Genomic DNA, 24,737 nt, shown 5'->3' on the forward strand with positions numbered 1-24,737 from the left:
GTGCCGCCGGGCGGGAGCATGGTGTGGGGTGGTGCAGGATTTCAGGCCGAATCCTATTCACGGCCTGTCTTTCAGTTGAACATCCCCACCAGATCGACACTGCTTTTCCGACCGATCTTGTCGAAATGCGTCTCCAGAAACGCCTCGCATGCGGCCCGCCCTGCGGCGCGCAACTGGTGGAGGATCTGCGGCGTGGCCACCATTTTCGTGGCCACTGACAGTTTCGCCATCAGCGCGTCATCAGACACCATATGGATCAGGACATTCTTCATTGTGCCGGGGCGCAGATGTTCATCGCGCAACAGGCGCTGGACAAATTCAATGGCGCGCAATTCGCGCAACAGCGAGGAATTGAAGCTGATCTCATTCACCCGGTTCTGAATGGCCCGGGCCGAAACCGGCACCTCATCGCGATAAAGCGGGTTGATGTTCACAATCAGAATATCGCTTGGCAACCTGTTCCGGAACAATGGAAAAAGCGCCGGATTGCCGGTGTAACCACCGTCCCAATAGGCCTCCACCCTGCCGGTTGCAGGGTCTTCGATCTCCACCGCCTGAAACATCGTCGGCAGACAGGCAGAGGCCATGATCGCATTCGGCGTGATCTGGTCACCGGTAAAGATTCGAATTTTGCCGCTGCGCACATTGGTGGCACAGATATGAAGCTCTGGCCCGTCATCGCAACAGATCGCGTCATAGCGAAGCCGTTTGACAATGGGGTGCAGCGGGTTCCGGTAAAACGGGCCATAGCTGTAAGGGCTGACCATACGCGACATCGTGTCGGAAAGTGCAAAGGGCAGCGAGGTTTCGATCAGCGATGAGATCGCAGAGGGAGAGGCGGCGTTGAGCCAGGGGGCAAAGGCCCGATCGGTGATCGCGCCGACCTGTTCCCAGACCCATTGCAGATTGTCCTGCGCCAGCGCCCGGCTGCCACGCGACAGGCCCGCCTTGACAGCCGCCCCGTTCAACGCCCCGGCAGATGTGCCGGACATCGCCGCAATCTCGATCCCGGGTGTGTCCAGAATGGTGTCGAGAACACCCCAGGTAAAGGCGCCATGCGCGCCGCCGCCCTGCAGGGCCAGATTGATGCGTTTCACTGTCATGTCGGGCCTTGTCTGTTCAAAGCGCCGTCCAGCCGCCATCGACGCTGATCGTGGTGCCGGTGATCTGCGCCGCCGCATCCGAGCACAGGAATGCCGCCGTGCCGCCCATCTGTTCGACGGTGGCGAATTCTTTCGAGGGTTGGCGTTTCAGCATGACATTCTTGATCACCTCGTCCCGGCCCATATCGTATTCCTTCATCGTGTCGGGGATCTGCGCCTCGACCAGCGGGGTCAGAACATAGCCCGGGCAGATGGCATTGGCGGTGATCGGCTCTTCGGCGGTTTCCAGCGCCGTGGTTTTGGTCAGCCCGACAATCCCGTGTTTGGCCGCGATATAGGCGGATTTATAGGGGGAGGCGGTCAGCCCATGGGCCGAAGCGATATTGATGACACGGCCCCAGCCCGCGGCGCGCATCATTGGCAGGGCAGCGGCGGTGGTGTGGAAGGCCGAGCTGAGATTGATCGCGAGGATCGCATCCCATTTCTCGGGCGGAAATTCATCAATCGCGGCCACATGCTGAATGCCCGCATTGTTGATCAGGATATCGCAGGCCTTCGCCTGCGCGATCAGCGCCCGGCAGTCCTCACCCTTGGACATATCGGCCTTGATATAGCGCGCGGTGACGCCTGTGGCCTCTGCAATCCCGGCGGCGATCGCATGATCCTCATCCCGGTCGGTGAAACTGTTGAGCACCACATCCGCGCCCGCGCGGGCCAGTTCCCGGGCGATGCCCAGACCGATACCGGAATTTGATCCGGTGATGACAGCGGTTTTGCCGGAAAGATCGGTGGTGAGGGCCATGGGGAATGCTCCTGATGCCTATTGGTTTTGTCACAATTGCGGAAACTGTAATGCTGCAACTGCACAATGGATAGGGGGCAGCTACTCAATCACGACCTGTTCATCTGGAGAATGTGCTATTCCGGCTCGAGACAGGTATCAGGAGAGGGATACGGCCTTCCAGGAGGGGTCGGCAGAATGGCAATTGCGGGGCTATTACGGTCACACAGGCACCGCGTGTTACCGACAAAAAAACGCCAGCACGAAGCTGGCGTTAAGTTATTGAGGCAGGTTTCATACAGGCAAGAAACCTATCGAGCAGTGACCCCTTTATAAGCAATGGCTTGCTCAGAGTCCAACCGAAAAGTTTGTAATGACCGGGTTGCGCGGATAGCGTTGGGGTAAAGGCAAACAAAGCATTCAGAGGACTGTTCACAAATGCGCGCAGATTGTTTCATCAGGTTTTTGGCGTCTTTAGGGGCTTTTGCGATTCTCACTACCACTGCTTGGGCCGAGCCACGATATGGCATCGCTATGTATGGGGAGCCTGCCTTGCCCCCGGGTTTTGAGCATCTGCCCTATGCCAATCCTGATGCCCCGATAGGCGGTCGGATCGTGACCGGTGAGGTGGGCAGTTACGACAGTCTGAACCCGCATAGCCGGGTGGGCAACGTGCCGTGGCAGTTGCGCTTTCTTGCTTACGAATCACTTATGGGCCGGTCCTATGACGAACCTTTCACGCTTTACGGGCTGTTGGCCGAATCGGTTGAGGCCGATCCCGATGGCGCATGGGTGGAGTTTCATCTGCGCCCCGAGGCCCGGTTTTCCGATGGCAGCCCGGTAACGGTGGAGGATGTGATCTGGTCCTATGAGACACTCGGGACCATCGGGCATCCGCGCTATCTGAACGCCTGGACGAATGTGGCCACAATCGAACCGGCGGGCGCGCGTGGGGTGCGCCTGAGATTTGTGGAACCCAATCGCGAGATGGCGCTGATCATGGGGATGCGCCCGATCCTTCAGGCCGCCCAGTGGGACGGGGTGGATTTCGCCAACAGCGGGATGGAAGTGGTGCCGATCACATCAGCGCCATATGTGATCACTGATTATCAGGCCGGGCGCTATGTCTCGCTGACCCGCAATCCCGATTACTGGGGTGCCGATCTGCCATTCCGGCGCGGCACCAATGTGATCGACGAGGTGCGGCTTGAGTTTTTCGGCGATGCCACCGCGATGTTCGAAGCGTTCAGTTCCGGGCTGATCAACACGATCCGCGAAACCAACGCCGCAAACTGGGAACAGAATTACGATTTCCCGCGCGCGCAATCCGGCGAGATTGTGAAATCCATCATCCCGCATCAGCGCCCCACAGGCATGACCGGGTTCGTGATGAACACCCGCAACCGGGTTTTTGAAGATTGGCGTGTGCGCCAGGCGATGATCGAGGCGTTCAATTTTGAATTCATCAATCAGGCGGTCAATGGCGGCACCGAACCGCGCATCACCTCTTACTTCGCCAATTCCACGCTTGGGATGGAACCGGGGCCCGCCACCGGTCTGGTTGCGGACCTGCTGGCGCCTTTTGCCGATGACCTGCTGCCCGGTGCGATGGAAGGGTATCAGATGCCGGTTTCAGACGGGTCCGAGGCCAACCGGTCCGGCACCCGCACCGCGCTGCGCCTGATGGAAGAGGCGGGGTACACGGTGGAAAACGGCGTGATGGTGGATGCCGATGGCGAGCCCTTCAGCTTCGAGATCCTGTTGCAACAGGGGTCATCCGAAAACCAGTCGATCATCAATATCTATGCAGAGGCGCTGAACCGGATCGGGATCACCCCCGCTATTTCAATCGTCGACAGCGCCCAGTATCGCGAACGCACGGATGCGTTTGACTTTGATATGACCTATTTCCAGCGCGGCCTGTCATTGAGCCCCGGCAATGAGCAGCGGCTTTACTGGGGCTGTGAGATGGCCGAAACCGAAGGCTCGCGCAATCTGATGGGGGCCTGTGATCCGGCGATCGAGGCGATGATCGACCGGATGCTGACCTCAGACAGTCTGGAAGAATATCAGGCCGCCATACGGGCGATGGACCGGGTCTTGACCTCAGGGCGCTATGTGGTGCCGATCTGGTTTTTGCCATACGCGCGCATCGCCCATGTGCGGGACCTGCATTACCCTGACCATCTGCCGATCTATGGCGATTTCCTGGGCTTCCAGCCCGATGTCTGGTGGTACGCAGACGAATAGAGCCAAACCAAACCCGGCGCGGGGCGTCACTCCGCCGCGTCGGGGGTTTTGGCCGGGATAACCTGCGGCTCCGCTGCGGGGGTCTGGCCATTGGGGTAGACCAGCCCGGCCGAGATCACCAGTTTTGCCGCGTCTTCCACGCTCATATCCAGCACCTGCACATCCCTGCGCGGCACGAACAGCAGAAACCCCGAGGTCGGGTTCGGCGTGGTCGGCAGAAAGACCGAAACCATTTCCTGCTCATTACTGGCTGCGATTTCGCCTTTCGCGGTGGTCGAGATGAAGGCAATCGCCCAGATCCCTGCGCGCGGATATTCCACCAGACAGGCCTTGTCGAAATTCTGCTCCCCCTGGGAGACAACCGTTTCAACAATCTGCTTCACACCGGAATAGAGCGTGCGCACCCCGGGCACGCTCAACACCAGGGATTCCGCCCATTTGATCAGCGACCGGCCAATCAGCCCCTTGGCGGTCCAGCCGATAATCACCGTGAAAATCAGAAAAGTGGCAACCCCAAGGCCGCGCACATCCACCTCAAGCCCGGTGTGATGGCGGATCAGCAGCACCGGATTATAAGCGTTGGGGATGAAGGGCAGAACCCAGCCATCGACCCAGCCGATCACCGACCAGATCAGCCAGACCGTCAGACCGATCGGGGCGATCACCACCAGACCGGTCAGAAAATTCGCCCGCAGCGAAGAGAAAAAACCACGTTTCGGTGGCGGAGGTGTCTCAGGCAGTTGCATCTATCGGCAGATCCAGAATTTCGTATCTTCTCATTTAGGGGGGATGCCGCAAGCGTACAAGCGGCGCATTGGCTCAGGCCAGGGCCAATTCCACCGCAATGGCAGCCCCAAGGCGGGCATTATTCTTCACCAGTGCGATATTCGCGCTCAGTGACCGGCCATCCGTCAACTCGAACAGACGGTTGAGAAGGAAAGGCGTGACCGCCTTGCCCGTGATGCCCGCCTTTGCCGCCTCGGTCTGGGCTCTGGCAATCAGCGGGGCCAGCATGCCGCGGCTCAATTCCTCTGCCCGGGGGATCGGGTTGGCAATCAACTGCCCGCCGGGCAGGTCAAGTGCGGCGCGGGCCCGGTGGGCGGCGGCAATCTCGGCGGCGCTGTCCATCCGCAACGGTGCACTCAACCCGCTGTCACGGGACCAGAAGGCCGGGAAAGCCTCCTGCCCGTAGGCGATCACCGGCACCCCCAGGGTTTCCAGCACTTCCAGGGTCTTGGGCAGGTCCAGAATGGCCTTGGCCCCCGCCGCGATGACCGTGACCGGCGTTTCCGACAATTCGCGCAGATCGGCCGAGATGTCGAAACTCTCCTCCGCGCCCTGATGCACACCGCCGATGCCGCCGGTGGCGAACACCTGAATGCCCGCCCGTGCGGCGCAGATCATCGTTGCGGCCACCGTGGTGGCGCCTGTGGCCCCGCTGGCAAGGGCCACCGCCAGATCGGCCCGGCTCAGCTTCATCACATCTTTGGCCCGGGCCAGCGCCTCCAGCGCCGTATCCTCCAGCCCGATATGGATTTTGCCCCCCATCACGGCGATGGTGGCGGGGGTGGCGCCTGCGGCCACAATCTCGGCCTCCACCGCGCGCGCAGTGTCCAGATTCTGCGGGTAGGGCATGCCGTGGGTGATAATGGTGCTTTCCAGCGCCACCACCGGCTTGCCCGCCGCAAGGGCCGCGTCCACGGCGCGTGACATTATGATCATGCTGTTCATAACCCGATTGATCCCGTTACATATTCTGCTGCGGCCTTCACCGCCTGGTGCAGGGCATCTTCCGGCGGCACAGCCTTTGCCTCTGCGGCGATATGGGCGGCCATGAAGGTATCGCCCGCCCCGGTGATTCGCCTTGCCTCGACCATGGGCGGGGCGCAAACCAGAACCTGACCGTCCAGACCAAAGGCCGCCGGGCCGGCGCCATCGGTCACCAGGACCCGCCTTGCCCCTGTGGCCAGCATCGCATGCGCCCCTGCCTCGGCACTCTCGGGCACGGTTCCGGTCAGCAATCCGGCCTCTTCACAATTGACATAAAGCGTGGCGCGCCGATGCCCCATCATCGGCCGCAACCGCTCTGCCTTGCCGGGAGAGGCGGGCGCGATCCGCAGATCCGCGGCGGCGAAAAGCGGGTTTGCGGCAATATCGGCCAGCAACCTCTGTGTCAGATTTCCGTCAATGGCGATCAGACCCGCCCAGGGCCGCGCCGCCGATCCAAGCCGGCCATCTTCCAGAGGCTGCAATATCCGCGCATCCGCGGCTTCCAGAGAATGGGCATCGGCAATCGCCGCAATCAATTCGCCCCGCGCCTCAATCGCCATATACTGATCTGTGGGCAGGTCCGGGTCGATCAGCACATATTGCATGACCAGCCCCTGCTGCCCGCAGGCCGCCAGAAGCGCATTGCCTTCCGCGTCCCTCCCCACAACCGAGATCAGCGCCGGGGTCAGATCAAACTGCCTGAGCGTCGTCGCGATGTTCAGCGCCACACCGCCGGGCAGGCGGGTGATCCGCCCGGGCCGGTCATTGCCCGCCACCATCGGCTGCGCACAGCGCCCGATCACGTCCCACAGAACCGATCCGATACACAAGATATCCGGCGTCGCGTTCATGCCAGTCCCTGACGCAACCTGCGTTTATAATGCACCCGAACGCCCCTGCGCTTTGAAAGACCGGTTCCCGCTGACCCGCAAACCGCTATAGCCAAGCAAACCGTCTTCGTCCATGCCCGGTCCGCCCTTTCTCTGCTTGGTAAATATCCCCGCCGGAGGCATGAATCCCTTGTAACATGGCAACGCAAAAGAACGGATATACCTGCCCCAGCCGGTGCCACATCCGCGACACCAACGCGCAAGCCTGTCCGATCTGAACGCGCTATCTGGTGGCGCAGCGACATGGCAGGGCATAGACTAAAGACATGATTGTAGAACTCGGACATTTCGCCCTGATCCTGGCCTTCATGGTCGCCATCTTCCAGATGATCGTGCCGATGATCGGGGCGGCGCAGGGGCGGGCGGGCTGGATGGCGGCGGCCGAGCCTGCCGCCACGGCGCAGTTTGTGCTGACCGCGATCAGTTTCGGGGCGCTGACCTATGCATTCGTGACCTCGGATTTCTCGCTGAGCCTGGTGGTCAACAACTCCCATACGCTGAAACCGATGATCTACAAGATCAGCGGGGTCTGGGGAAATCACGAGGGCTCGCTGCTGCTCTGGGTGCTGATCCTGACGCTCTTCGGGGCGATGGCGGCCTGGTTCGGGGGCAATCTGCCGCCGACGCTGAAGGCGCGCGTGCTGGCGGTGCAATCCTCGGTCGCGGTGGCCTTTTTCGCCTTCATCCTGTTCACCTCCAACCCGTTTCTGCGGCTGGAAAATCCGCCCTTCAACGGCCATGACCTGAACCCGCTTCTGCAGGATCCGGGCCTGGCCTTCCATCCGCCGTTTCTCTACCTGGGCTATGTCGGGCTCAGCATGTCGTTTTCCTTCGCGGTTGCCGCTTTGATCGAGGGGCGCGTCGATGCGGCCTGGGGGCGGTGGGTGCGCCCCTGGACGCTCGCGGCCTGGATTTTCCTGACCATCGGCATCGGCATGGGGTCCTGGTGGGCCTATTACGAGCTTGGCTGGGGCGGGTTCTGGTTCTGGGATCCGGTGGAAAATGCCAGTTTCATGCCCTGGCTGATTTCAGCCGCGCTGCTGCATTCGGCCATCGTGGTGGAAAAACGCGAGGCCCTGAAAAGCTGGACGATCCTGCTTGCGATCCTGGCTTTCGGCTTTTCGCTGATCGGGACATTCATCGTCCGCTCCGGCGTTCTGACCTCGGTCCATGCTTTTGCCAATGATCCCGAACGGGGCATCTATATCCTGGGCATTCTGACGCTTTTCATGGGCGGGGCCCTTCTGCTGTTTGCCCTGCGCGCCAGCATCATGGAGGCCAAGGGGGTCTTTTCCATCCTCAGCCGGGAAAGCGCCCTGGTGCTGAACAACCTGCTGCTGGCCGTGGCCTGTTTCGTGGTCTTCATCGGCACCATCTGGCCGCTGATTGCCGAGATGTTCTTTGACCGCACCCTGTCGGTCGGTCCGCCGTTTTTCAATGCGGCTTTCACCCCCTTTGTCATCGGTCTGGCGGTGGTTCTGCCGGTGGGCGCGATGCTGCCGTGGAAACGGGGCAAGATCGGCCGGGCGATGCGCCCGCTGATCGGGGCGGCGGCGCTGGCGGTGGCCGCGACATTGCTGGCCTATACAGTCTTCACCGGGCATTCCAGCCTTGGCCCGCTGGCCATCGGCCTGTCGGTCTGGCTGGTGGCCGGGGCGGGGATTGATCTGTGGTCGCGCAGCGGGCGGGGGGCGTTTGCCAAAAGGCTGGCGCGGCTGATCCGGCTGCCGCGCGCCGATTGGGGCAAGGCCGTGGCCCATGCGGGGTTTGGCATCACGCTGTTCGGCATTGCCGCCCTGACCACCTATCAGACCGAGGATATCCGCGTGGCGCAGGAAGGCGTACCCTATCAGGTGGGTGCCTATCAGATCGAGTTGCAGGAGGTCCGCCAGCTGGAAGGCCCCAATTATATCTCGACCATGGCGACCATCGCCGTCACCGATCATGGCCGCCCGCTTGCCCTGCTTTATCCCGAGCGGCGCCTCTACCCGGTGGCGGGCATGCCCACGACCGAAGCGGCGATCGACAATGGGTTTATCCGGGATGTCTATATGGTCATCGGCGACCCGCAGGACAGGGGCGGATGGGCGGTGCGCACCCATATCAAACCCTTTGCGAACTGGATCTGGGGCGGGGCGATCATCATGGCGCTTGGCGGGGCGCTGTCGCTCAGCGACCGGCGCTATCGGATCGCGGCAGGCGCGGCGAAGGTCAAAGCGCCCTCCGCTGGAGTGCCGGCAGAATGATCCGCGCGCTGGTCCTGTTGCTGGCCCTGATCCTGCCGCTTGCGGCGGGGGCCGTACAACCTGATGAAATTCTTGATGATCCGGTGCTGGAGGCGCGGGCGCGCAGCATCTCGGCGGGGCTGCGCTGCCCGGTCTGCCGCAATGAAAGCATTGACGATTCCCATGCGGATCTGGCCCGCGATCTGCGGCTTCTGGTGCGCGAACGGCTTGTGGCGGGGGATACGGATGCCCAGGTGACCCGGTTCATCGTCGAGCGGTATGGCGAATATGTGCTGCTGAACCCGCCGGCCCGGGGATCGACCTGGATACTCTGGCTGGCGGGTCCCGGGCTGCTTTTGCTGGGGCTGGGGCTTGTCGTAAGTTATCTGCGCCGCCGGGCCCGCGCGCCGGAGGCCGAGACGGGACTGAATGCTGAGGAGGCGGCCCGTCTGGCCGAGATCATGGAAGATGACGGGCAGAGATAGGCCTTGCCGACCCGCGCCCCGGGATATCTCGGGCAAAAAACACCTTCGGAACAGGCTGACGTTGCGTTTACACTTTCCTGAACTGATCGGTTTGGTATGGTGCGCCTTCCGGACTGGGATTAGCAGAGGCCGATCATGATTTACGAAACCATCACCCTCGATATCGCCGATGAGATTGCGACCATTACGCTGCGCCGTCCCGATGTGATGAATGCGCTGAACACCCAGATGCGGGCCGAGATCACCCATGCTTTCGGCAATGCGGGCCGTGACGCGCGGGTGGTGGTGATGACCGGTGAGGGCCGGGCCTTCTGTTCCGGTCAGGATCTGGGCGACCGTGCCAATGTGGGGGATATCAACCTCGAACGCACCCTGCGCGATGAATATATCCCGATGCTGATGGCGATTGTGGAATGCCCGGTGCCGACGATTTCGGCGGTGAACGGCACCGCGGCCGGGGCAGGGGCCAATCTGGCGCTGGCCGCCGATGTGGTCATTGCCAGCGAAAGCGCCAGTTTCATTCAGGCTTTCACACGGATCGGCCTGATCCCCGATGCCGGGGGCACCTATGTGCTGCCGCGTCAGATCGGGATGGCCAAGGCGATGGGGGCGGCGCTGTTTGCCGACAAGATCACGGCACAGCAGGCCTCGGACTGGGGTATGATCTGGGAGGCGGTGCCGGAGGCGGAGTTCACCGGCCATTGGCAGGCCCGCGCGGCCCATCTGGCCCAGGGGCCGACCGTGGCATTTGCCAAGGTGAAAGAGGCGATGCAGGCCAGTTTCGGCAACACGATGGCCGAACAGTTGTTGCTGGAAGGCAAGCTGCAGGGAGATTGCGGCCGGACCCGCGATTTCAAGGAAGGGGTTCTGGCCTTCCTTGAAAAACGGACAGCCCAGTTCGAAGGCCGCTAAAGCGGTTTGCGTTTTATATGAGGCAGCCCCATTGAAAACCGCGTTCGACCCGAAGGGGAGAGGCAGCGGTTTTCGATACAGATCAAACGCAAACCGCTAAAGCACCCTGCCTTAAACTTGAATCACAAATGCCCTGCCACGCTTCGCGTTCCCGGGACATTTGTGATGCGCGATGTCTTAGGTTTAAGGCAGCATGCTGTAAAGGCTGGGTGGAAAACGCGCGTTTTCCACACGGATTTCTCGAGAAATCCTGCTCCCTGCGGCTTAGCGTTCGGGGATCAACCCGCGCGGGCTGAACCGCAGCACCAGCAGCAGGATCAGCCCCATGGTCAGCAATCGCATATAGGCGGCCGATTCCAGCAGGTGAATGCGCAGCCCGTTGTCTTCGACCATGCCCGAGGTGATCACCTGCATCAGCAGAAGTCCGATCGGTTCCACCTGAATCCACAGCCACCAGATCAGGAACCCGCCCAGAACCGCGCCCCAGTTATTGCCGGACCCGCCCACAATCACCATCACCCAGACCAGAAAAGTGAAGCGCAGGGGCTGATAGCTGCTTGGCACCAACTGCCCGTCCAGCGTGGTCATCATCGCCCCGGCCAGCCCGCAGACAGCCGAGCCCAGAATGAAGATCTGCAAATGCCGCGCCTTGACGTTCTTGCCCATGGCCGAGGCCGAAACCTCATTGTCGCGGATCGCCCGCATCATCCGCCCCCAGGGGGAGTTCAGGGCCTTTTCCGACAGCCAGATCAGCACCAGAAGGACCAGAATGAACAGGCCTGCATAAGACAGTTTCACAAGGATCGATGAGGTTGTGACTGGGTTGACCCCAAACTGACCTGTCAGGGACAAAAACCAGTCACTTGCCTGAAGCTCCACCTCGTACGGCACGGGCCGGGGCAGGGCGGTGACATTTTTCACCCCCCGGCCCAGCCAGTCTTCGTTCTTCATGACCGAGATGATGATCTCGGCGATGCCAAGGGTGGCAATGGCCAGATAATCCGACCGCAGGCCAAGGGCGGTCTTGCCGATGATCCAGGCCGCGCCCGCTGCCAGCAGCCCGCCCACAGGCCAGGCCAGAACAATCGGCAGGCCAAGACCGCCAAGATACCCGGTCAGGGCCGGGTCAATGCTTTCAACCGCATCAACACCCTGATCGAAAACCGCGCGGAAAATGAAGAACCCGGCCACCAGAACAGCCGGAACCGCCAGGCCGCGCAGGCGCCCGGGGGGCATTTTCTGCCAGACCAGAATCGCCCCGATGATGGTTGCGGCCCCAAGCGCCAGACCGGCAAGCACCTTCGCCCCGCCCGCCGCCCAGGCCTCACCCACGGGTGGCATCGAGACCAGCACCGCCGCCAGCCCGCCAAGTGCGACAAACCCCATCACACCGACATTGAACAGCCCCGCATAGCCCCATTGCATATTCACCCCAAGCGCCATGATCGCCGAGATCAGACCCATGTTGAAAATGGTCAGCGCGGTGTTCCAGGATTGCATGAACCCGGTGCCGATGAACAGCACGGTCACAAAGGCAAACAGCAGAACGGTTTTGGGGGATCCGGCCGTCATATTGATTTGCCTTTCATGATGCCCGTGGGCCGGAACAAAAGCACGATCAGCAGAATGCCGAAGCTGACCGCGAATTTGTAATCGGTTGACAGAAGTTGCAGCAGCCCATCGGGCTCCCAGGCCTCGGGAAGCAGATAACCCACCACTTTGCGGAACGCATAGGTGATGCTGATCTCGGAAAAGGCGATGACAAACCCGCCAAGGATGGCCCCCAACGGGTTGCCCAGCCCGCCGACAATCGCCGAGGCGAAGATCGGCAGAAGCAGCTGGAAATAGGTGAAGGGTTTGAAGCTTTTATCGAGCCCGTAAAGCACCCCTGCGGTGGTCGCCAGCGCCGCCACGATCAGCCAGGTATACAGCACCACCCGTTCCGGGTTGATGCCCGACAGCAGGGCCAGATCCTCATTGTCGGAAAACGCCCGCATGGATTTGCCCGTGCGCGTGCGGTTGAGAAACCAGAACAGCAGCATCACCGCGATGATCGCGATCACGATGGTCAGCCCCTGGCTGGTGCGCAAGGCCAGACCCTCATCCAGCCCGGTCAGGTTGCGGAAGGTGCGCGCCGAGATGATAAACCGCTCCCCATCGGCAAACCGCTGATCATCGACGCCGATGATAAACCGCACCACCCCGTTCATGATGAACATCACCCCAAGCGATGCGATGACATAGATCACCGGTTTGGCCTTATGCGCCCGGTAGAACCGATAGACCACCCGGTCCGTGCCGATCACCAGCAGACCGGTGGCCACGATCCCTGCGGGCAGGGCCAGAAGCGCGGTCGGCAAAGGCCCAAGCGATACACCCGCCCCCTGCAAGGCCCAGGTCACCAGAATGGTCACCATGGCGCCGAAGGCCATCGTGTCGCCATGGGCAAAGTTGGAAAACCGCAGGATCCCGTAGATCAGCGTCACCCCCAAAGCCCCAAGCGCCAGTTGCGCGCCATAGGCGGTGGCCGGGATGATGACGAAATTGGCGAGTGCCACGATGGCGTTCAGAAAATCCATGTCTCTACAAAGCCTCGCAGGTTCCGAAATAAGTGATGGCCATAGCCGGGCCATCGAACATATGGGCCGTCATCCGTGCGGTGCTGTCCGCCCTGATCGTGATCATTTCCGCCAGACCGTCACCGCTGATCCCGGCATAGCTGGCCGGGCGTGCCTTTTCAGCGGTCAGCCGGGTGGCGGGGGTGTCGGCGACGATGCTGGACAGAAACAGCCGCCCCTCATGATCGGCGGCCAGAATATCGACCTCATAGGCGGCGGCCAGGCAGGCCTCCCCGGCAATACATTCCACGGTGAAGGCACAGGCCCAGGGTTCGGCCTGGCATGGCGCGGCGGCAAGGCCAAGCAAGGGGCCAAGCAGGGCGGCGGAAGCGTACAGGCCCTTCATCCGCCCAGAAAGCTCTTGCGGACTTCGGGATCGGCCAGAAGTTCCTTGCCGGTGCCGGAAAACGCATTGCGGCCCTGCACCAGAACATAGCCCTTATCGGCGATCTCCAGCGCCTGACGGGCATTCTGCTCCACCATCAGGATCGGGATGCCTGTGCGGGCCACCTCGATAATCCGGTCAAACAGCTCATCCATCACGATGGGGGAGACACCTGCGGTCGGTTCATCCAGCATCAGAACCTTGGGTTTGGTCATCAGGGCGCGCCCCACCGCCACCTGCTGGCGCTGCCCGCCGGAAAGCTCGCCTGCCGCCTGAAACCGTTTTTCCCTGAGGATCGGGAACAGGTCATAGACCTGTTCCATCGTGCCCGAGATATCGTCGCGGCGGATGAAAGCGCCCATCTCCAGATTTTCCTCGACCGTCAGCGAGGTGAAGATATTCGAGGTCTGGGGCACAAAACCCATGCCCTTGCCCACCCGGTCCTGCGGCGTCAGTTCGGTGATCTCCTCGCCATCCAGCAGCACCTCACCCTGGCGCAGGTTCAGCATGCCGAAAACCGCCTTCATCGCCGTGGATTTGCCCGCGCCATTGGGCCCGACAATCACCGCGATTTCACCGGGTTCCACGGCAATGGTGCAACCATGGAGGATATCCGCCCCCGCGCCATAGCCGCCGGTCATCGCGCGGCCGATCAGAAACGGGTTTTTACCTGCCACCTTGTGGGAATGACCACCGAGTTTCACCGGGTCGCCCATGCCAGGCGGGGTCGGTTTGGTGATCGACCGGTCCTTGTTGCCGCGATCCTCGTCATAGGAAGAGCCGGTCATACGCTGGCCACCTTGTTTTTCAAACCGGTGCCCAGATAAGCCTCGATCACCTGTTCATTGGCCTTGATCTCGTCAATCGTGCCTTCGGACAGCACATGGCCCTCGGCCATGACGATCACCGGGTCACAGAGCCGGCCGATGAAATCCATATCATGTTCGATCATGCAGAAGGTATAGCCGCGCTCGATATTGAGGCGCTGGATGGCATCACCGATCGTGTTCAGAAGGGTGCGGTTCACACCGGCCCCGACCTCATCAAGAAAAACGATCTTGGCATCGACCATCATCGTGCGGCCAAGCTCCAGCAGTTTCTTCTGTCCGCCCGATAGGTTTCCGGCCTTTTCATCCGACAGATGGTCGATGGTCAGAAACTCCAGAACCTCATCGGCCTTTTGTGCCAGGGCGCGTTCCTCCTGCGCGATCCTGCCGCGTCTGAGCCAGGCATTCCAGAGCGATTCACCTGATTGCGTGCCGGGCACCATCATCAGGTTTTCGCGCACGGTCATCGAGCTGAACTCATGGGCGATCTGAAAGGTGCGCAGCAGCCCGCGGGCAAATAATTCATGGGGCGGCAGGCCGGTGATGTCTTCGCCATCCATCACCACCCGCCCGGAGGTTGGGGGAAGAACGCCCGCAATCACATTGAAAAGAGTAGTTTTTCCGGCGCCATTCGGCCCCACGAGCCCGGTGATCGACCCGGTTTCAATGGTCAGGGATGCCCCATCAACGGCATGGAACCCGCCGAAATGTTTGTGCAGGTCTTCAACGACAATCATATATGCCTATACCCCAAATGAAGCAGCCCGGTTTAAGACCGGGCTGTTCCAAATTGCGTTTTACCACTGCGGATCAGCGATACTGAACCGTGGCGATCTCACCGCCTTCGATAACGACCTCACGATAGTTGCCAGCGCTTTCGCCGGGTCCGATCAGCTCAACCGCCGAGGCACCCTGATAATCGATATCCTCACCCGCTGCGATCAGTTCCAGCGCGCGGCCAAGTTCACCCGGCTGGATCGGTTCGCCCGGGGCATTCGCCACATCCATGATATGTTCGGCATAATCCGCCGATGCGGTGGACCCTGCGGCCTGCATCGCCAGCATGATCAGCGCAGCCGCGTCATAGCTTTCCTTGGAGAAGGGCGAGGTGCCGTCAAACCCGGCGGCTTCGGCCATGTCGTGATAGATGCCGGCGCCTTCGCTGTCAGTGCCCGGGTGCTGCCCGAAGGACCCGTCGATATCGCTGCCGAAATTGTCGGTCAGCGCCTGGCTGATCATCCCGTCGGGGAAGACAAATGTATCAAACGCACCGGAATCCAGCGCTGCCTGCACAATGCCGGAGCCGCCCTGGTCCACATACCCCGCAACCACAAGCACGTCGCCACCGGCAGCGGCCAATGCGCCGACTTCGGCCGAGTAATCGGCGCGACCGTCTTCATGGGCCGCGACAAGCGTCACGGTGCCACCGGCGGCCTCAAATGCTGCGGCAAAGCTGTCGGCCAGACCCAGACCATAATCGTTATTGGTGTAGGTCACGGCGACCTCTTCAATGCCACGATCCATGATCACATCGGTCATCACCTGCCCCTGACGCGCATCAGAGGGGGCGGTGCGGAAGAAAAGACCATTGTCTTCAACCGTGGACAGCGCCGGCGAGGTGGCCGAGGGCGACACCATGGCAACGCCGTTCGGAATTGCGACATTGGACAGGATCGCGGTGGTCACACCGGAACAATCCGCGCCCATGATCCCCGCCACACCATCCGAGGTGATCAGACGTTCGGCGGCGGCGGTTGCGGCGGCGGCGTCGATGCAGGTGCTGTCGGCGCGGACCGAATTGACGGTCATGCCATCCATCAGATTGCCGCTATCGGTGACTTCCGACATGGCCAGTTCGGCCCCGGCGGCCATCGCGGGGGCCAGAGATTCAATTGGGCCGGTAAAGCCCAGGATAACGCCAATAGAGACAGCATCGGCATGACCATCGGCAAATGCAGAGGTGGCCATGACTGCGGTGGCCGTTGAGGCCAGCAGAAGTTTTTTCATTTTATTCTCCCTGTTTGGATCCGAAAACCCGTCATGAAGTAACGATAATCCGCGTCGGAAGGATTTAAAAGAGGCAATCGCAGGCAGCAAATGCCTCGATACATCGGATGGTATGAATGACCTGTTGAGCAGCCGTTCGGTGGTTTTTTCATCACCCGCTAGACGAGGCCTGGAAGCCAGAGCACAATGCCGGGAAAGGCGATCAGAACGCCGACGGTGACCACATCAGCCCCGAAAAACGGGGTGGCGCCGCGAAAGACATCCTGAACCGAGATCGGCAGTTTGCTGTCCTGGGCCACGCCTGCGACGACAAAACAGTTCAGGCCAATCGGCGGCGTGATCAGACAAAGCTCGGCCATTTTCACCACGATGATGCCGAACCAGATGGCGCATTCCTCGGAGGTCATGCCAAAGGCCGACATCTCGCGGGTGATGTCAGGGCCGCCATTCAGCGCCATGATCGCGGGAAAGGTCACCGGCAGGGTCAGGATCAGCATGCCGATGGCATCCATGAACATGCCAAGGATCACATAGGCCCCCAGGATCATCAGAAGCACCAGATAGGGCGACATTTCCAGCCCGGCGATGAAACCGGCGAAATGATCGGGCAATTGGGCGAAGCCCAGGAAGCGGACATAGATCAGCACGCCCCAGATCATTGCGAAGATCATGACGGTAAGTTTTGCGGCCTCCATCAGGGCGGATCGAAGCTGCCCCCATTTCATACCTTTCCACAGCGCCATGATCAGAACCACAAAGGCCCCAAGCGCGCCGGCCTCGGTCGGCGTGGCCCAGGCCCCGTCTTCGCCCCGGTAATAGATCGAGAAGATGATGATGAAGACCACAAACAGGATCGGGAGCGCGCCGGGAAGGGATGCAAACCGTTCGCCCCAGGTGAACCCGCTGACCGGCGGGCCCAGGGTTTTGCGGTATTTGGCCATTCCGATCACAAGGCCCGCATAGATCAGCGCCGAGACCATGCCGGGGATGAAACCGGCCAGCAGCAGCTTGCCGACGCTTTCCTCCACAATGATCGCGTAGATGACCAGAATGGCCGAGGGCGGAATAAGCGACGCCAATGTGCCCCCGGCGGCCACAACACCCGCCGCAAAGGCCTTGTCATAGTTGAGCTTCAGCATTTCGGGGATCGCGATCCGCGCGAAAACCGCAGAGGTGGCAACCGATGCGCCGGAGACGGCGGCAAACCCGGCGGTGGCAAAAACCGTAGCCACGCCAAGCCCGCCGGGCAGCCAGCCGACCCATCGTTTCGCGGCCTCGAACAGGGCTTTGGTCAGGCCTGCGTAATAGGCCAGATACCCGATCAGAATGAAGGTGGGGATCAGGCTGAGCGCATAGCCCGTGGCCTTGGAATGGGGCACCTGGCCCGCCAGTTTGAGCGCGGTGACCAGGCCCCGGTCAAACCCCTGGCGCTGCATGAAATACAGGCACAGGCCCAGCATCCCTACAAAGGCCGCAGCAAAGGCCACGCGCACGCCGATCAGCACCAGCAGCAGCAAAAGTCCGGACAGCCAGAGAGACACGGTAAAGATATCGACGCCGTCAAGCAGGGCGCGCATGTCAAGAATATTGTCCACCTCAGAGAGCCTTTCCGGGGGCAGGGGCGCGATATGCGGATGCGGGTCCGGGTGAAAAACGGGTCATTGATCTGCCTCCCGCCCGCTGACGGTTTCCGCCTCACGGGCGGCCTGGGTCATCGGATCATCGGGCAGGGGCACGGCCACGGGCGCGGCCTCCCCGCTGCGCAGGGCCCGCCAATAGCCCCATAGCTGCAGGACCAGCCGCAGCCAGAGCACCACCAGCGCAATCGGCACGATCAGCTTGGCGGGCCAAAGCGGCAGGCCGATATCAATGGAACTGTCGCGTGAGAAATTCGGCGCATTCAGATCGAAGCTGCGCAGAAAGTGAAACCATGCGCCATAGATCAGCGCTGTGGTCAGGATCAGCATGAACAGGGTCGACAGCCATTCGGCAAACCACAGGATACGCCCGTGCAGGCGTGTGACGACGATATCCATGCGAATATGCCCGCCTTCGCGCTGGCAATAGGCCAGCCCCAGAAAGGCAAAGGCCGCCATCAATTGCTGTGTCCAGTCGACATAGCCGGGCACCGGTGTGTTGAAGAGTTTGCGGCCAAACACATTGCTGACCGCCATCAGGACAAGCAGGAAAATCACCAGCCCGCCAATCAGGTTCAGCCGCGCTTCAAGCTTCAGCAAGAATTGGTCAAGCCATGAAAGCCTGCTGTCATCGGTCAGAACCGCGGAAGGGGTGGACATGTGTAAAAACCCGTCAGGAAAGGTCGGCCCCGAAGGTTTTCTCCGGGGCCGGTATGGGGTCAGTTGCTGGCGCGGTGTTCGGCCAGCGTGGCCTGAACCAGATCATACAACTCCTGTGCCGGCAGGCCCTGAGAGGTCATCTGTTCGATCCAGGCGGCATGGATGGGGGCGGCATTTTCGGCCAGAAGTGCCAGTTCCGCATCGGCGATTGTCACCCGCGTGACCTCGCGCTCTGCCAGCACGCTGTCCCATTGTTCCAGCAGGTCCGCGTAATTGTCGAGATAATGCTGGATCGCACCTTCCACCGCCCCGTCAAGTGCTGCACGTTCTTCATCGCTGAGCGCGTCATAGGCGTCGGTGTTGACGACAACCGGGCAGTTCACCGTGCCGGGGTTCAGATTTTCGGTCCACCAGTCGGCGATATCAATGGTCCGGAAGCTCAAATGCGCATGCGGCGCAAAGGCCACCGTATCGACAACGCCGCTTTCCATCGCGTTATACGCCTCGGATGCGGTCACCGATGTGGGCACGGCGCCCACGCTTTCGAACAATTGGCCAATGCCACCCGTGGCCCGCACCCGCATACCGTCGAATGCGGCAATTGTGTCGCGCGGCTCCCCGGTGCCGACAATATTGTATTGCGGCATCGGGGAGGTCATCAGAAGGCGTGCATTCCAGCGGCCCAAATCGGCCTGCACTGCCGGATGCGCATAGACCGCATGGCTGACGGCCACCTCTTCTTCCAGCGTCGACACCCCCATCAAAGGCAGTTCAAGCACGGTGATGCTGGGGTTCTTGTCGCGGTGATAGCCCGCACAGAATTGCGCCATCTCGAAAGCGCCGATGGAAATCCCGTCAAGGTTTTCGCGATTGTTTGACAACCCGCCATAGGAAATGTTCATGGTGAATTCACCACCCGTCGCCTCGGCCACCGCATCGGCAAGATGATGCACATGTTCGGTAAAGGCGCGGCGCTGCCCCCAGAGGGACACGTTCCATTCCGTGGCCATGGCTTCGGTGCCTATGGTCAAGGCAAGGGTTGCAAGAGCCGTCCGGCTTAAAAGCTTGTGCATGAGGACCTCCCTAGTTGTCATGCAGAGTATGTATATTGAAAAGTATTTCGGACGTTTGGTCACCTGTTTATGAAGAAATCCGCGACAGATACCTGAATTGCCCTGCGGATTTCCGCAGAATTTACAGAAGCGCGTCCTTGTCGAGGCCAAGCTTGACGATCTTTTCGTTCAGGGTACGCCGTCCGATGCCAAGCGCATCGGCGACGGCATCCATCCGCCCCTGATGTGAAATGATCGCCTTGCTGATCAGATCCCGCTCAAGCGCCGCCACGGCAGAACGCAGGGTGTCGGGCAGGGGGCCATGGGGCTGGCCGGGGGCAATCGCCTCGGCGACAGAGCCGGTGCCCCGGCGCGCGGCCATAAGATGGCGTTCCGCGACACTGCGCAGCTCACGCACATTTCCGGGCCAGTCATGGGCAAGAACGGCTGCCAGATCGTCCGCGGTCAGATCGGGTGGGGTGATCTCGTAGATCTGCGCAAGATCCTGCAGGAAATGCATAAGCAGGGGTTTCAGATCATCCCGCCGCAGCCTGAGCGGAGGCAGGTTCAGGGTGAATGTGTTCAGCCGATAATAGAGGTCTTCGCGGAACCGTTTTTCGGACACCGCTTTTTCGATGTCTTCATTGGTGGCCGAGATCACGCGGAGGGTCACCGGAACCGGCGACCCGGCGCCTTCGGGCGTCACCGAGCCTTCTTCGAGAACACGCAGAAACCGCGCCTGAACATCCGGGGGCAGGCGCAGACCTCATCAAGGAACAATGTCCCGCCATCTGATTGCACGATGCGCCCGCCCGGGCCACCGGCCACGCCGAACATCTCGGTGACGAAACGCTCGGGCGACAGCAAGGCGCAGTTGACCGCAACAAATGGCCGCTCGGCATGCGGCCCCAGATCGTGCAGCGCACGGGCAACCAGATCCTTGCCGGTGCCGGTTTCGCCCAGGATCAGAACCGGCGCAGGCATATCGGCCAGGGCCAGAATGTCCCGGCGCAGGTTGCGCGCCACCTGCGTCTCACCGATCAGAACCCGGTCGAGCCCCGAGAGTTCCATCAGGCGCGCGCGCAACCGGCTGTTGACCACGCGCATCCGGTTCTGTTCTGCCGCGTGGCGCAGGATCGACAGAAGACGACGCGGCTCATAGGGTTTTTCCACGAAGGAATAGGCTCCGGCCTGTATCGCCTCCACCGCCACCGGAATATCGCCATGGGCCGAGATCAGCACCAGCGGAATGTCGCTGTCCGGGGTGAGGCTGCGCAGCAGATCAAGCCCGGACATGCCCGGCATCCGCACATCGGACAGGATCACATCGGCGTCGAATTCCGCCAGTTTCGCGGCCACATGTTCGGCGCGCGAAACTTCGGTCACCCGCCAGCCGGCAGCCTCCAGCAACTCGACAAGCGATTGGCGCATGGCCCGGTCATCGTCCACGACAAGTATGCGAAATGGCGGTTCCGACGTCATTGGGCGGCCAGCTCACGGATCTCGGGACGGGGCAGGATCACCCGGAAAACGGCGCCGCCGCCAGCGCCATTGCGCGCCTCAAGCCGCCCGCCATGATCTTCAAGGATGCCCGATGAGATGGCCAGGCCCAGGCCCATCCCTTGCCCGCTTGCCCGGGTGGTCACGAAAGGTTCGCGCAATTCGGTCAGCGTCGCATCACCCAGACCATGGCCCGTATCGGCGATCTCGGCCCAGATCGCGGTGTCATCCTGCCCGAGACAAATGGACAGCTCCTGCGCCTCCACATCCTCCATCGCGTCCAGAGCGTTGCGGATCAGGTTCGTCAGAACCTGCTCGATCCTCAGCCGCGCGCCCCGGATGACCGGGGGCTGATCCGGCGGCTCATAGGTGACCTGCACATCCCCGGCTTCGATATTCGGCGCCATCAGGTCAAGAACGGCGGCAACACAGTCGCGCAGGTCGATATCCTCAAAGGCGTCTCCATCGGACCGGGCGAAGAATTTGAGCTGTCGCGTGATCCCCTCCATCCGGTCCACCAGACCGCCGATCACACCGGTCAGATCGCCGTTGCGCCCGGTCATCTCGGCCGCGGTCAGATGATTGCGCATCGCCGCAATGGGCTGACCCAGTTCATGGGTCACCGAAGCCGATAACTGGCCAAGCGCGGCCAGCCGGCTTGCACGGTCAAGCTCCTCCCGGGTTTCTTCCAGGCAGCGTTCGGCATGGCGGCGCTCTTCGATCTCGCGGGCAAGCGCCGTATTGGCGCGCCGCAGGGCCTTTTCCTCCTCTTCGGACCGCCGCAGGGCCGCACCCAGTCTTTGCCCGCGCTGGTATTGCGCAATCAGCAATGCCAGCACCGCAAGAACGACAACACTGCCAGAGGCAAGCGAGGCCCGGGTGACCGCCCGGTCATCCGGCGCCAGATAATGCAGGCGCCAGCCATGCGGCAGGGCATCACTGACCAGATGCAACCTCTCCTCACCGTCGATCCGGGCACGGGTGTTTTCGGCGTCAACGGACCAGTCCAGCATGTCGAGGGCCTGACCGGTGAACTGTCGGGTGTCCGCGATCCGGGCCCGTTCTTCCTCGGACAGGGGATCAAGGCTGCTGTAGCGCCACCCCGCATCCGAGGCCAGCAGCACCACATCCTGCCGGTTGGCCAGAAACACCTGCTCCCCGGCATCGCGCCAGCTTTGCTCGAAAGGGGCCAGACTGATCTTGAGGGCGACCACGCCGATCACGTTGCCCGCCGGGCCACGAACCGGGTCGGCGATGAAATACCCGGGCAGGCCGGTTGTTGCCCCGATGCCGTAAAAGGTGCCGTGCCCTCCTGCCAGAGCCTGCTGGAAATAGGGGCGGAAGCTGTAATTCTCCCCCAGGAAACTGCCGGGCTGCCCGGCGTTAGAGGCCGCAATCGTTTCCCCGTCTGACTGCATCAGAAAGATGGCATCAAGCCCGGCGGCTTCGGTGAATGCCGCCAGCCGCCGATTCAATGCATCGGTCGGGGCCGAGACAAGCGCCTCCAGCACGAACGGATCGACGGACAGAACCAGCGTCAGATGCTCGAACCGCTCAACCTCTGCCAATACGGTGCTTCGGTAAAGCGACAGCCTGGCCTCGGCGCGCTGGATCTCTTCGGAAATGAAATACAGATGCGAGACGACCCATGTCGCGAAGGTGGCCAGTGCAACAGCAATGACAAACACGATAAGCACACCCCATTCGCGAAAATGCTGCATGGCGGGCTTTATGTCCTGTGTTCGGGCGGGGTTGTCCAATGTGTTCTGGTATCCTGCGAAACGAAGCTCAGGTTTTCATACCCCGTCCGGTTCTGCCAGCACAAGCTTGGCACCGGATTGATGATGCTGAACGATCCTCTCCCGCAGTGTTGAACGTCAGACGGTTTTGACCTTCATGTCATGACAGTGATGCAAAACGAGGAATATGGGAAATCTGTCATTTGGGCGGATCGCAGGGTTCAAACCCATGTTTGGCTGAGGACCGCAATCAGGCGGCGAACACCACCAGAACTGCGAGCGCCAGCATGATCGATGTCAGCGGCCCCCAAAGCGTCCTCTCCGGTTTTGAAGGCGTGATCCAGTTCAGGACAGTCACCAAGCATTGGACTGTCAGTGCCACCCACTTTGTCCAATTGGGCCATTGCGGCCACAGTCCGGCCGCAGACAGAATTGCGCATGCCATGGCTGCGACCACAAAGATCGAGACGAAAGCGGCAATGCGCCCGGCTGACGGCAGAGCACCTTCATTTTTTCCACCCTGGGTCAATGCTCCCCAGGGAGCCCCCGCGATCAGGGCAAGCTGAAACCCGATGACGCCGACGCAAGCGCAGCCATAGGCAATTGAGATGTATGATATCAGGTTCATTCCACCATCCTAGGGTCAGGACCCTAAAGCAGAAATCGTTTAACCTGTATCAAAATTCTCTGCCTCCGGGTCAGCAAACTGCTGATCTCGAACGCGAATTTCGATGAGCGATGGTGCAGATTAAACGATTTCGCTTTAGATATCCAATTCAGATTTGATCGTCGACAGAGCGGCAAGGAATATGTCGTTCTCTTGCGGGGTGCCTGATGTGACACGGGCCCAGTTGAGGAAAGGCGGCTCTAGCCACGCCTTGATCAGGATACCTTTTAGCCGCAATGCTTCGGCCACCTTGGTCGCCGTCACGCCGGTGTTGAAAAAGACAAAATTGGTCTGACTGGGTGCACAGACAAACCCCATCGCTTCAAGTGCTGCGGCGATGCGTGCGCGTTCGGTCTTGGCAAGGTTCAGAACTTTGGACAAATGAGTCTGATCGGCAAGAGCCACGATAGCGGCCGATCCTGCCAATGCGTTCACGCCGAACGGATTACGTGTTTTCATCAGGGCCTTGATGAACGCCGGATCGCTGGCAATTCCATACCCGACCCGCGCACCGGCAAGCCCATAGGCCTTTGAAAATGTCCGCAATGCGATCCAGGGCTGGCGGGCCTCGGCCAAAATGGCCAGCGCGTCAAACTTGTTGGCGGCGTCAATGAATTCGACATAGGCCTCGTCAAGGCAAATCAACGTGTCAGGGTTCGCATGCGCAAGGATGTCGCGAAATTCCTGTTCCTTGATTGCCGGTCCAACCGGATTGCTTGGCGATGAAAATATCAGGATACGTGTTTCGGCGTCTAACGCCTCACACAAACCCGCAACCGGGAATGACCAATCGTCCTTAAACACCACCTTGGTCACAGTCGCGCCAAATGTCAGTGCGCCGAATTCATGCAGACCAAAGCTTGGGCAGATTGTCACCACATGGTCGTCAGGGCGTATGACCGCGCGAAAGATCGCACCAATAAGGTCTTCGGAGCCATTTCCGATGATGACGTTTTCGGGTACGGTCTTGTTCTGTTTTGCAATCAGTGCCCGTAATGCCTGGTTCGCAGCGTCAGGATAGCGCGCAACCCCCAGAGCGGCGTCTTGCATAGCCTTAATCGCGTTTGGAGACGGGCCCAGCGGGCTTTCGTTGCTATCGAGCTTGGCCACACATTCAATGCCATATGTGTCGCGAAAACGATCCAGCGCAACGCCCGCGTTATAGTCGGGCAAATTGGCGACTTCTGGCCGGATCGCGCTGTCTGGCAATTGCTTTGGCATGGGATGTG

Annotated in this window: 22 protein-coding genes and 1 pseudogene; 4 read left to right on the forward strand and 19 right to left on the reverse strand. The window is 60.9% G+C overall.

Annotation, left to right across the window (positions count from 1 at the left end):
• Window positions 1-71: 71 nt before the first annotated feature.
• The gene (locus E2K80_RS05700; protein ID WP_135373577.1) at window positions 72-1,103 is read right to left on the reverse strand and encodes a patatin-like phospholipase family protein; all 1,032 of its coding nucleotides are present in this window, start codon (window positions 1,101-1,103) and stop codon (window positions 72-74) included.
• Between the two features lie 16 nt (window positions 1,104-1,119).
• Window positions 1,120-1,905, reverse strand: coding sequence for a 3-hydroxybutyrate dehydrogenase (locus E2K80_RS05705; RefSeq protein WP_135373578.1), 786 nt, complete (start codon window positions 1,903-1,905; stop codon window positions 1,120-1,122).
• Between the two features lie 417 nt (window positions 1,906-2,322).
• Between E2K80_RS05705 and E2K80_RS05710 the strand changes: the two genes are divergently transcribed.
• Window positions 2,323-4,134, forward strand: coding sequence for an extracellular solute-binding protein (locus tag E2K80_RS05710; protein WP_443216549.1), 1,812 nt, complete (start codon window positions 2,323-2,325; stop codon window positions 4,132-4,134).
• A 26-nt stretch (window positions 4,135-4,160) separates the two neighbouring features.
• Here E2K80_RS05710 and E2K80_RS05715 read toward each other — a convergent pair whose 3' ends face one another.
• The 3 genes from E2K80_RS05715 to E2K80_RS05725 all read right to left on the reverse strand — a co-directional run bounded on the left by E2K80_RS05715 (window position 4,161) and on the right by E2K80_RS05725 (window position 6,755).
• The gene (locus E2K80_RS05715) at window positions 4,161-4,880 is read right to left on the reverse strand and encodes a DUF502 domain-containing protein (RefSeq protein WP_135373581.1); all 720 of its coding nucleotides are present in this window, start codon (window positions 4,878-4,880) and stop codon (window positions 4,161-4,163) included.
• 73 nt (window positions 4,881-4,953) lie between these two features.
• Window positions 4,954-5,856, reverse strand: coding sequence for a pseudouridine-5'-phosphate glycosidase (locus tag E2K80_RS05720; protein ID WP_135373583.1), 903 nt, complete (start codon window positions 5,854-5,856; stop codon window positions 4,954-4,956).
• 5 nt (window positions 5,857-5,861) lie between these two features.
• Complete coding sequence (locus E2K80_RS05725) at window positions 5,862-6,755, reverse strand: PfkB family carbohydrate kinase (RefSeq protein ID WP_135373585.1); 894 nt, start codon at window positions 6,753-6,755, stop codon at window positions 5,862-5,864.
• A 305-nt stretch (window positions 6,756-7,060) separates the two neighbouring features.
• Here E2K80_RS05725 and E2K80_RS05730 point away from each other — a divergent pair, with 305 nt between their 5' ends.
• The 3 genes from E2K80_RS05730 to E2K80_RS05740 all read left to right on the forward strand — a co-directional run bounded on the left by E2K80_RS05730 (window position 7,061) and on the right by E2K80_RS05740 (window position 10,416).
• Window positions 7,061-9,040 (forward strand): heme lyase CcmF/NrfE family subunit, encoded by a 1,980-nt coding sequence (locus E2K80_RS05730; RefSeq protein ID WP_135373587.1) that lies wholly within the window; start codon window positions 7,061-7,063, stop codon window positions 9,038-9,040.
• A complete protein-coding gene (locus E2K80_RS05735; protein WP_135373589.1) occupies window positions 9,037-9,504 on the forward strand; it encodes a cytochrome c-type biogenesis protein in 468 nt (155 codons plus the stop codon). Before E2K80_RS05730 ends, E2K80_RS05735 begins: the two co-directional genes overlap by 4 nt.
• A gap of 135 nt (window positions 9,505-9,639) precedes the next feature.
• On the forward strand, window positions 9,640-10,416 hold the full coding sequence (locus E2K80_RS05740) for an enoyl-CoA hydratase-related protein (RefSeq protein ID WP_135373591.1): 777 nt from the start codon (window positions 9,640-9,642) through the stop codon (window positions 10,414-10,416).
• 264 nt (window positions 10,417-10,680) lie between these two features.
• Here E2K80_RS05740 and E2K80_RS05745 read toward each other — a convergent pair whose 3' ends face one another.
• From E2K80_RS05745 to E2K80_RS05805, 14 genes and pseudogenes are all read right to left on the reverse strand, one after another.
• Window positions 10,681-11,988 carry a branched-chain amino acid ABC transporter permease gene (locus tag E2K80_RS05745; RefSeq protein ID WP_135373593.1) on the reverse strand — a complete coding sequence of 436 codons (1,308 nt, stop codon included), beginning with the start codon at window positions 11,986-11,988 and terminating at the stop codon, window positions 10,681-10,683.
• On the reverse strand, window positions 11,985-12,995 hold the full coding sequence (locus tag E2K80_RS05750) for a branched-chain amino acid ABC transporter permease (RefSeq protein WP_135373595.1): 1,011 nt from the start codon (window positions 12,993-12,995) through the stop codon (window positions 11,985-11,987). Before E2K80_RS05750 ends, E2K80_RS05745 begins: the two co-directional genes overlap by 4 nt.
• A 4-nt stretch (window positions 12,996-12,999) precedes the next feature.
• The gene (locus E2K80_RS05755) at window positions 13,000-13,380 is read right to left on the reverse strand and encodes a hypothetical protein (protein ID WP_135373597.1); all 381 of its coding nucleotides are present in this window, start codon (window positions 13,378-13,380) and stop codon (window positions 13,000-13,002) included.
• On the reverse strand, window positions 13,377-14,207 hold the full coding sequence (locus E2K80_RS05760; RefSeq protein WP_135373599.1) for an ABC transporter ATP-binding protein: 831 nt from the start codon (window positions 14,205-14,207) through the stop codon (window positions 13,377-13,379). Before E2K80_RS05760 ends, E2K80_RS05755 begins: the two co-directional genes overlap by 4 nt.
• Window positions 14,204-14,983, reverse strand: a complete 780-nt coding sequence (locus E2K80_RS05765) for an ABC transporter ATP-binding protein (RefSeq protein WP_135373601.1) — start codon at window positions 14,981-14,983, stop codon at window positions 14,204-14,206. Before E2K80_RS05765 ends, E2K80_RS05760 begins: the two co-directional genes overlap by 4 nt.
• Before the next feature lie 73 nt (window positions 14,984-15,056).
• Window positions 15,057-16,253, reverse strand: a complete 1,197-nt coding sequence (locus E2K80_RS05770) for an ABC transporter substrate-binding protein (protein ID WP_135373603.1) — start codon at window positions 16,251-16,253, stop codon at window positions 15,057-15,059.
• Between the two features lie 158 nt (window positions 16,254-16,411).
• A complete protein-coding gene (locus tag E2K80_RS05775) occupies window positions 16,412-17,830 on the reverse strand; it encodes a TRAP transporter large permease (RefSeq protein WP_135376491.1) in 1,419 nt (472 codons plus the stop codon).
• A gap of 81 nt (window positions 17,831-17,911) precedes the next feature.
• Window positions 17,912-18,550: a TRAP transporter small permease subunit gene (locus tag E2K80_RS05780; RefSeq protein WP_135373605.1), complete on the reverse strand. Its 639-nt coding sequence runs from the start codon at window positions 18,548-18,550 to the stop codon at window positions 17,912-17,914.
• A gap of 59 nt (window positions 18,551-18,609) precedes the next feature.
• Window positions 18,610-19,623, reverse strand: a complete 1,014-nt coding sequence (locus tag E2K80_RS05785) for a C4-dicarboxylate TRAP transporter substrate-binding protein (protein WP_135373606.1) — start codon at window positions 19,621-19,623, stop codon at window positions 18,610-18,612.
• 121 nt (window positions 19,624-19,744) lie between these two features.
• On the reverse strand, window positions 19,745-19,837 hold the full coding sequence (locus E2K80_RS20020; RefSeq protein WP_443216567.1) for a hypothetical protein: 93 nt from the start codon (window positions 19,835-19,837) through the stop codon (window positions 19,745-19,747).
• Between the two features lie 35 nt (window positions 19,838-19,872).
• Window positions 19,873-21,084: pseudogene (locus E2K80_RS20025) on the reverse strand (sigma 54-interacting transcriptional regulator); the annotation flags it as partial.
• On the reverse strand, window positions 21,081-22,823 hold the full coding sequence (locus tag E2K80_RS05795; protein ID WP_135373608.1) for a sensor histidine kinase: 1,743 nt from the start codon (window positions 22,821-22,823) through the stop codon (window positions 21,081-21,083). The gene E2K80_RS05795 and the pseudogene E2K80_RS20025, both read right to left, overlap by 4 nt.
• 268 nt (window positions 22,824-23,091) lie before the next feature.
• Window positions 23,092-23,469: a hypothetical protein gene (locus E2K80_RS05800; protein WP_135373610.1), complete on the reverse strand. Its 378-nt coding sequence runs from the start codon at window positions 23,467-23,469 to the stop codon at window positions 23,092-23,094.
• 135 nt (window positions 23,470-23,604) lie between these two features.
• Window positions 23,605-24,729, reverse strand: a complete 1,125-nt coding sequence (locus E2K80_RS05805) for an aminotransferase class I/II-fold pyridoxal phosphate-dependent enzyme (protein WP_135373612.1) — start codon at window positions 24,727-24,729, stop codon at window positions 23,605-23,607.
• Window positions 24,730-24,737: the final 8 nt, after the last annotated feature.

It is taken from the genome of Rhodophyticola sp. CCM32, from assembly GCF_004751985.1.
Taxonomy (GTDB): domain Bacteria; phylum Pseudomonadota; class Alphaproteobacteria; order Rhodobacterales; family Rhodobacteraceae; genus Rhodophyticola.

Excerpts from the sequence above, each read along its gene's own strand:
- E2K80_RS05725 (WP_135373585.1), bottom strand. The coding sequence starts at position 6,755 with ATGAACGCGACGCCGGATATCTTGTGTATCGGATCGGTTCTGTGGGAC.
- E2K80_RS05720 (WP_135373583.1), bottom strand. The coding sequence starts at position 5,856 with ATGATCATAATGTCACGCGCCGTGGACGCGGCCCTTGCGGCGGGCAAG.
- E2K80_RS05745 (WP_135373593.1), bottom strand. The coding sequence starts at position 11,988 with ATGACGGCCGGATCCCCCAAAACCGTTCTGCTGTTTGCCTTTGTGACC.
- E2K80_RS05785 (WP_135373606.1), bottom strand. The coding sequence starts at position 19,623 with ATGCACAAGCTTTTAAGCCGGACGGCTCTTGCAACCCTTGCCTTGACC.
- E2K80_RS05710 (WP_443216549.1), top strand. The coding sequence starts at position 2,323 with ATGCGCGCAGATTGTTTCATCAGGTTTTTGGCGTCTTTAGGGGCTTTT.
- E2K80_RS05770 (WP_135373603.1), bottom strand. The coding sequence starts at position 16,253 with ATGAAAAAACTTCTGCTGGCCTCAACGGCCACCGCAGTCATGGCCACC.
- E2K80_RS05730 (WP_135373587.1), top strand. The coding sequence starts at position 7,061 with ATGATTGTAGAACTCGGACATTTCGCCCTGATCCTGGCCTTCATGGTC.
- E2K80_RS05705 (WP_135373578.1), bottom strand. The coding sequence starts at position 1,905 with ATGGCCCTCACCACCGATCTTTCCGGCAAAACCGCTGTCATCACCGGA.
- E2K80_RS05780 (WP_135373605.1), bottom strand. The coding sequence starts at position 18,550 with ATGTCCACCCCTTCCGCGGTTCTGACCGATGACAGCAGGCTTTCATGG.
- E2K80_RS05765 (WP_135373601.1), bottom strand. The coding sequence starts at position 14,983 with ATGATTGTCGTTGAAGACCTGCACAAACATTTCGGCGGGTTCCATGCC.
- E2K80_RS20020 (WP_443216567.1), bottom strand. The coding sequence starts at position 19,837 with ATGGATGCCGTCGCCGATGCGCTTGGCATCGGACGGCGTACCCTGAAC.
- E2K80_RS05740 (WP_135373591.1), top strand. The coding sequence starts at position 9,640 with ATGATTTACGAAACCATCACCCTCGATATCGCCGATGAGATTGCGACC.
- E2K80_RS05755 (WP_135373597.1), bottom strand. The coding sequence starts at position 13,380 with ATGAAGGGCCTGTACGCTTCCGCCGCCCTGCTTGGCCCCTTGCTTGGC.
- E2K80_RS05760 (WP_135373599.1), bottom strand. The coding sequence starts at position 14,207 with ATGACCGGCTCTTCCTATGACGAGGATCGCGGCAACAAGGACCGGTCG.
- E2K80_RS05775 (WP_135376491.1), bottom strand. The coding sequence starts at position 17,830 with ATGCGCGCCCTGCTTGACGGCGTCGATATCTTTACCGTGTCTCTCTGG.
- E2K80_RS05795 (WP_135373608.1), bottom strand. The coding sequence starts at position 22,823 with ATGCAGCATTTTCGCGAATGGGGTGTGCTTATCGTGTTTGTCATTGCT.
- E2K80_RS05735 (WP_135373589.1), top strand. The coding sequence starts at position 9,037 with ATGATCCGCGCGCTGGTCCTGTTGCTGGCCCTGATCCTGCCGCTTGCG.
- E2K80_RS05700 (WP_135373577.1), bottom strand. The coding sequence starts at position 1,103 with ATGACAGTGAAACGCATCAATCTGGCCCTGCAGGGCGGCGGCGCGCAT.
- E2K80_RS05750 (WP_135373595.1), bottom strand. The coding sequence starts at position 12,995 with ATGGATTTTCTGAACGCCATCGTGGCACTCGCCAATTTCGTCATCATC.
- E2K80_RS05715 (WP_135373581.1), bottom strand. The coding sequence starts at position 4,880 with ATGCAACTGCCTGAGACACCTCCGCCACCGAAACGTGGTTTTTTCTCT.
- E2K80_RS05800 (WP_135373610.1), bottom strand. The coding sequence starts at position 23,469 with ATGAACCTGATATCATACATCTCAATTGCCTATGGCTGCGCTTGCGTC.
- E2K80_RS05805 (WP_135373612.1), bottom strand. The coding sequence starts at position 24,729 with ATGCCAAAGCAATTGCCAGACAGCGCGATCCGGCCAGAAGTCGCCAAT.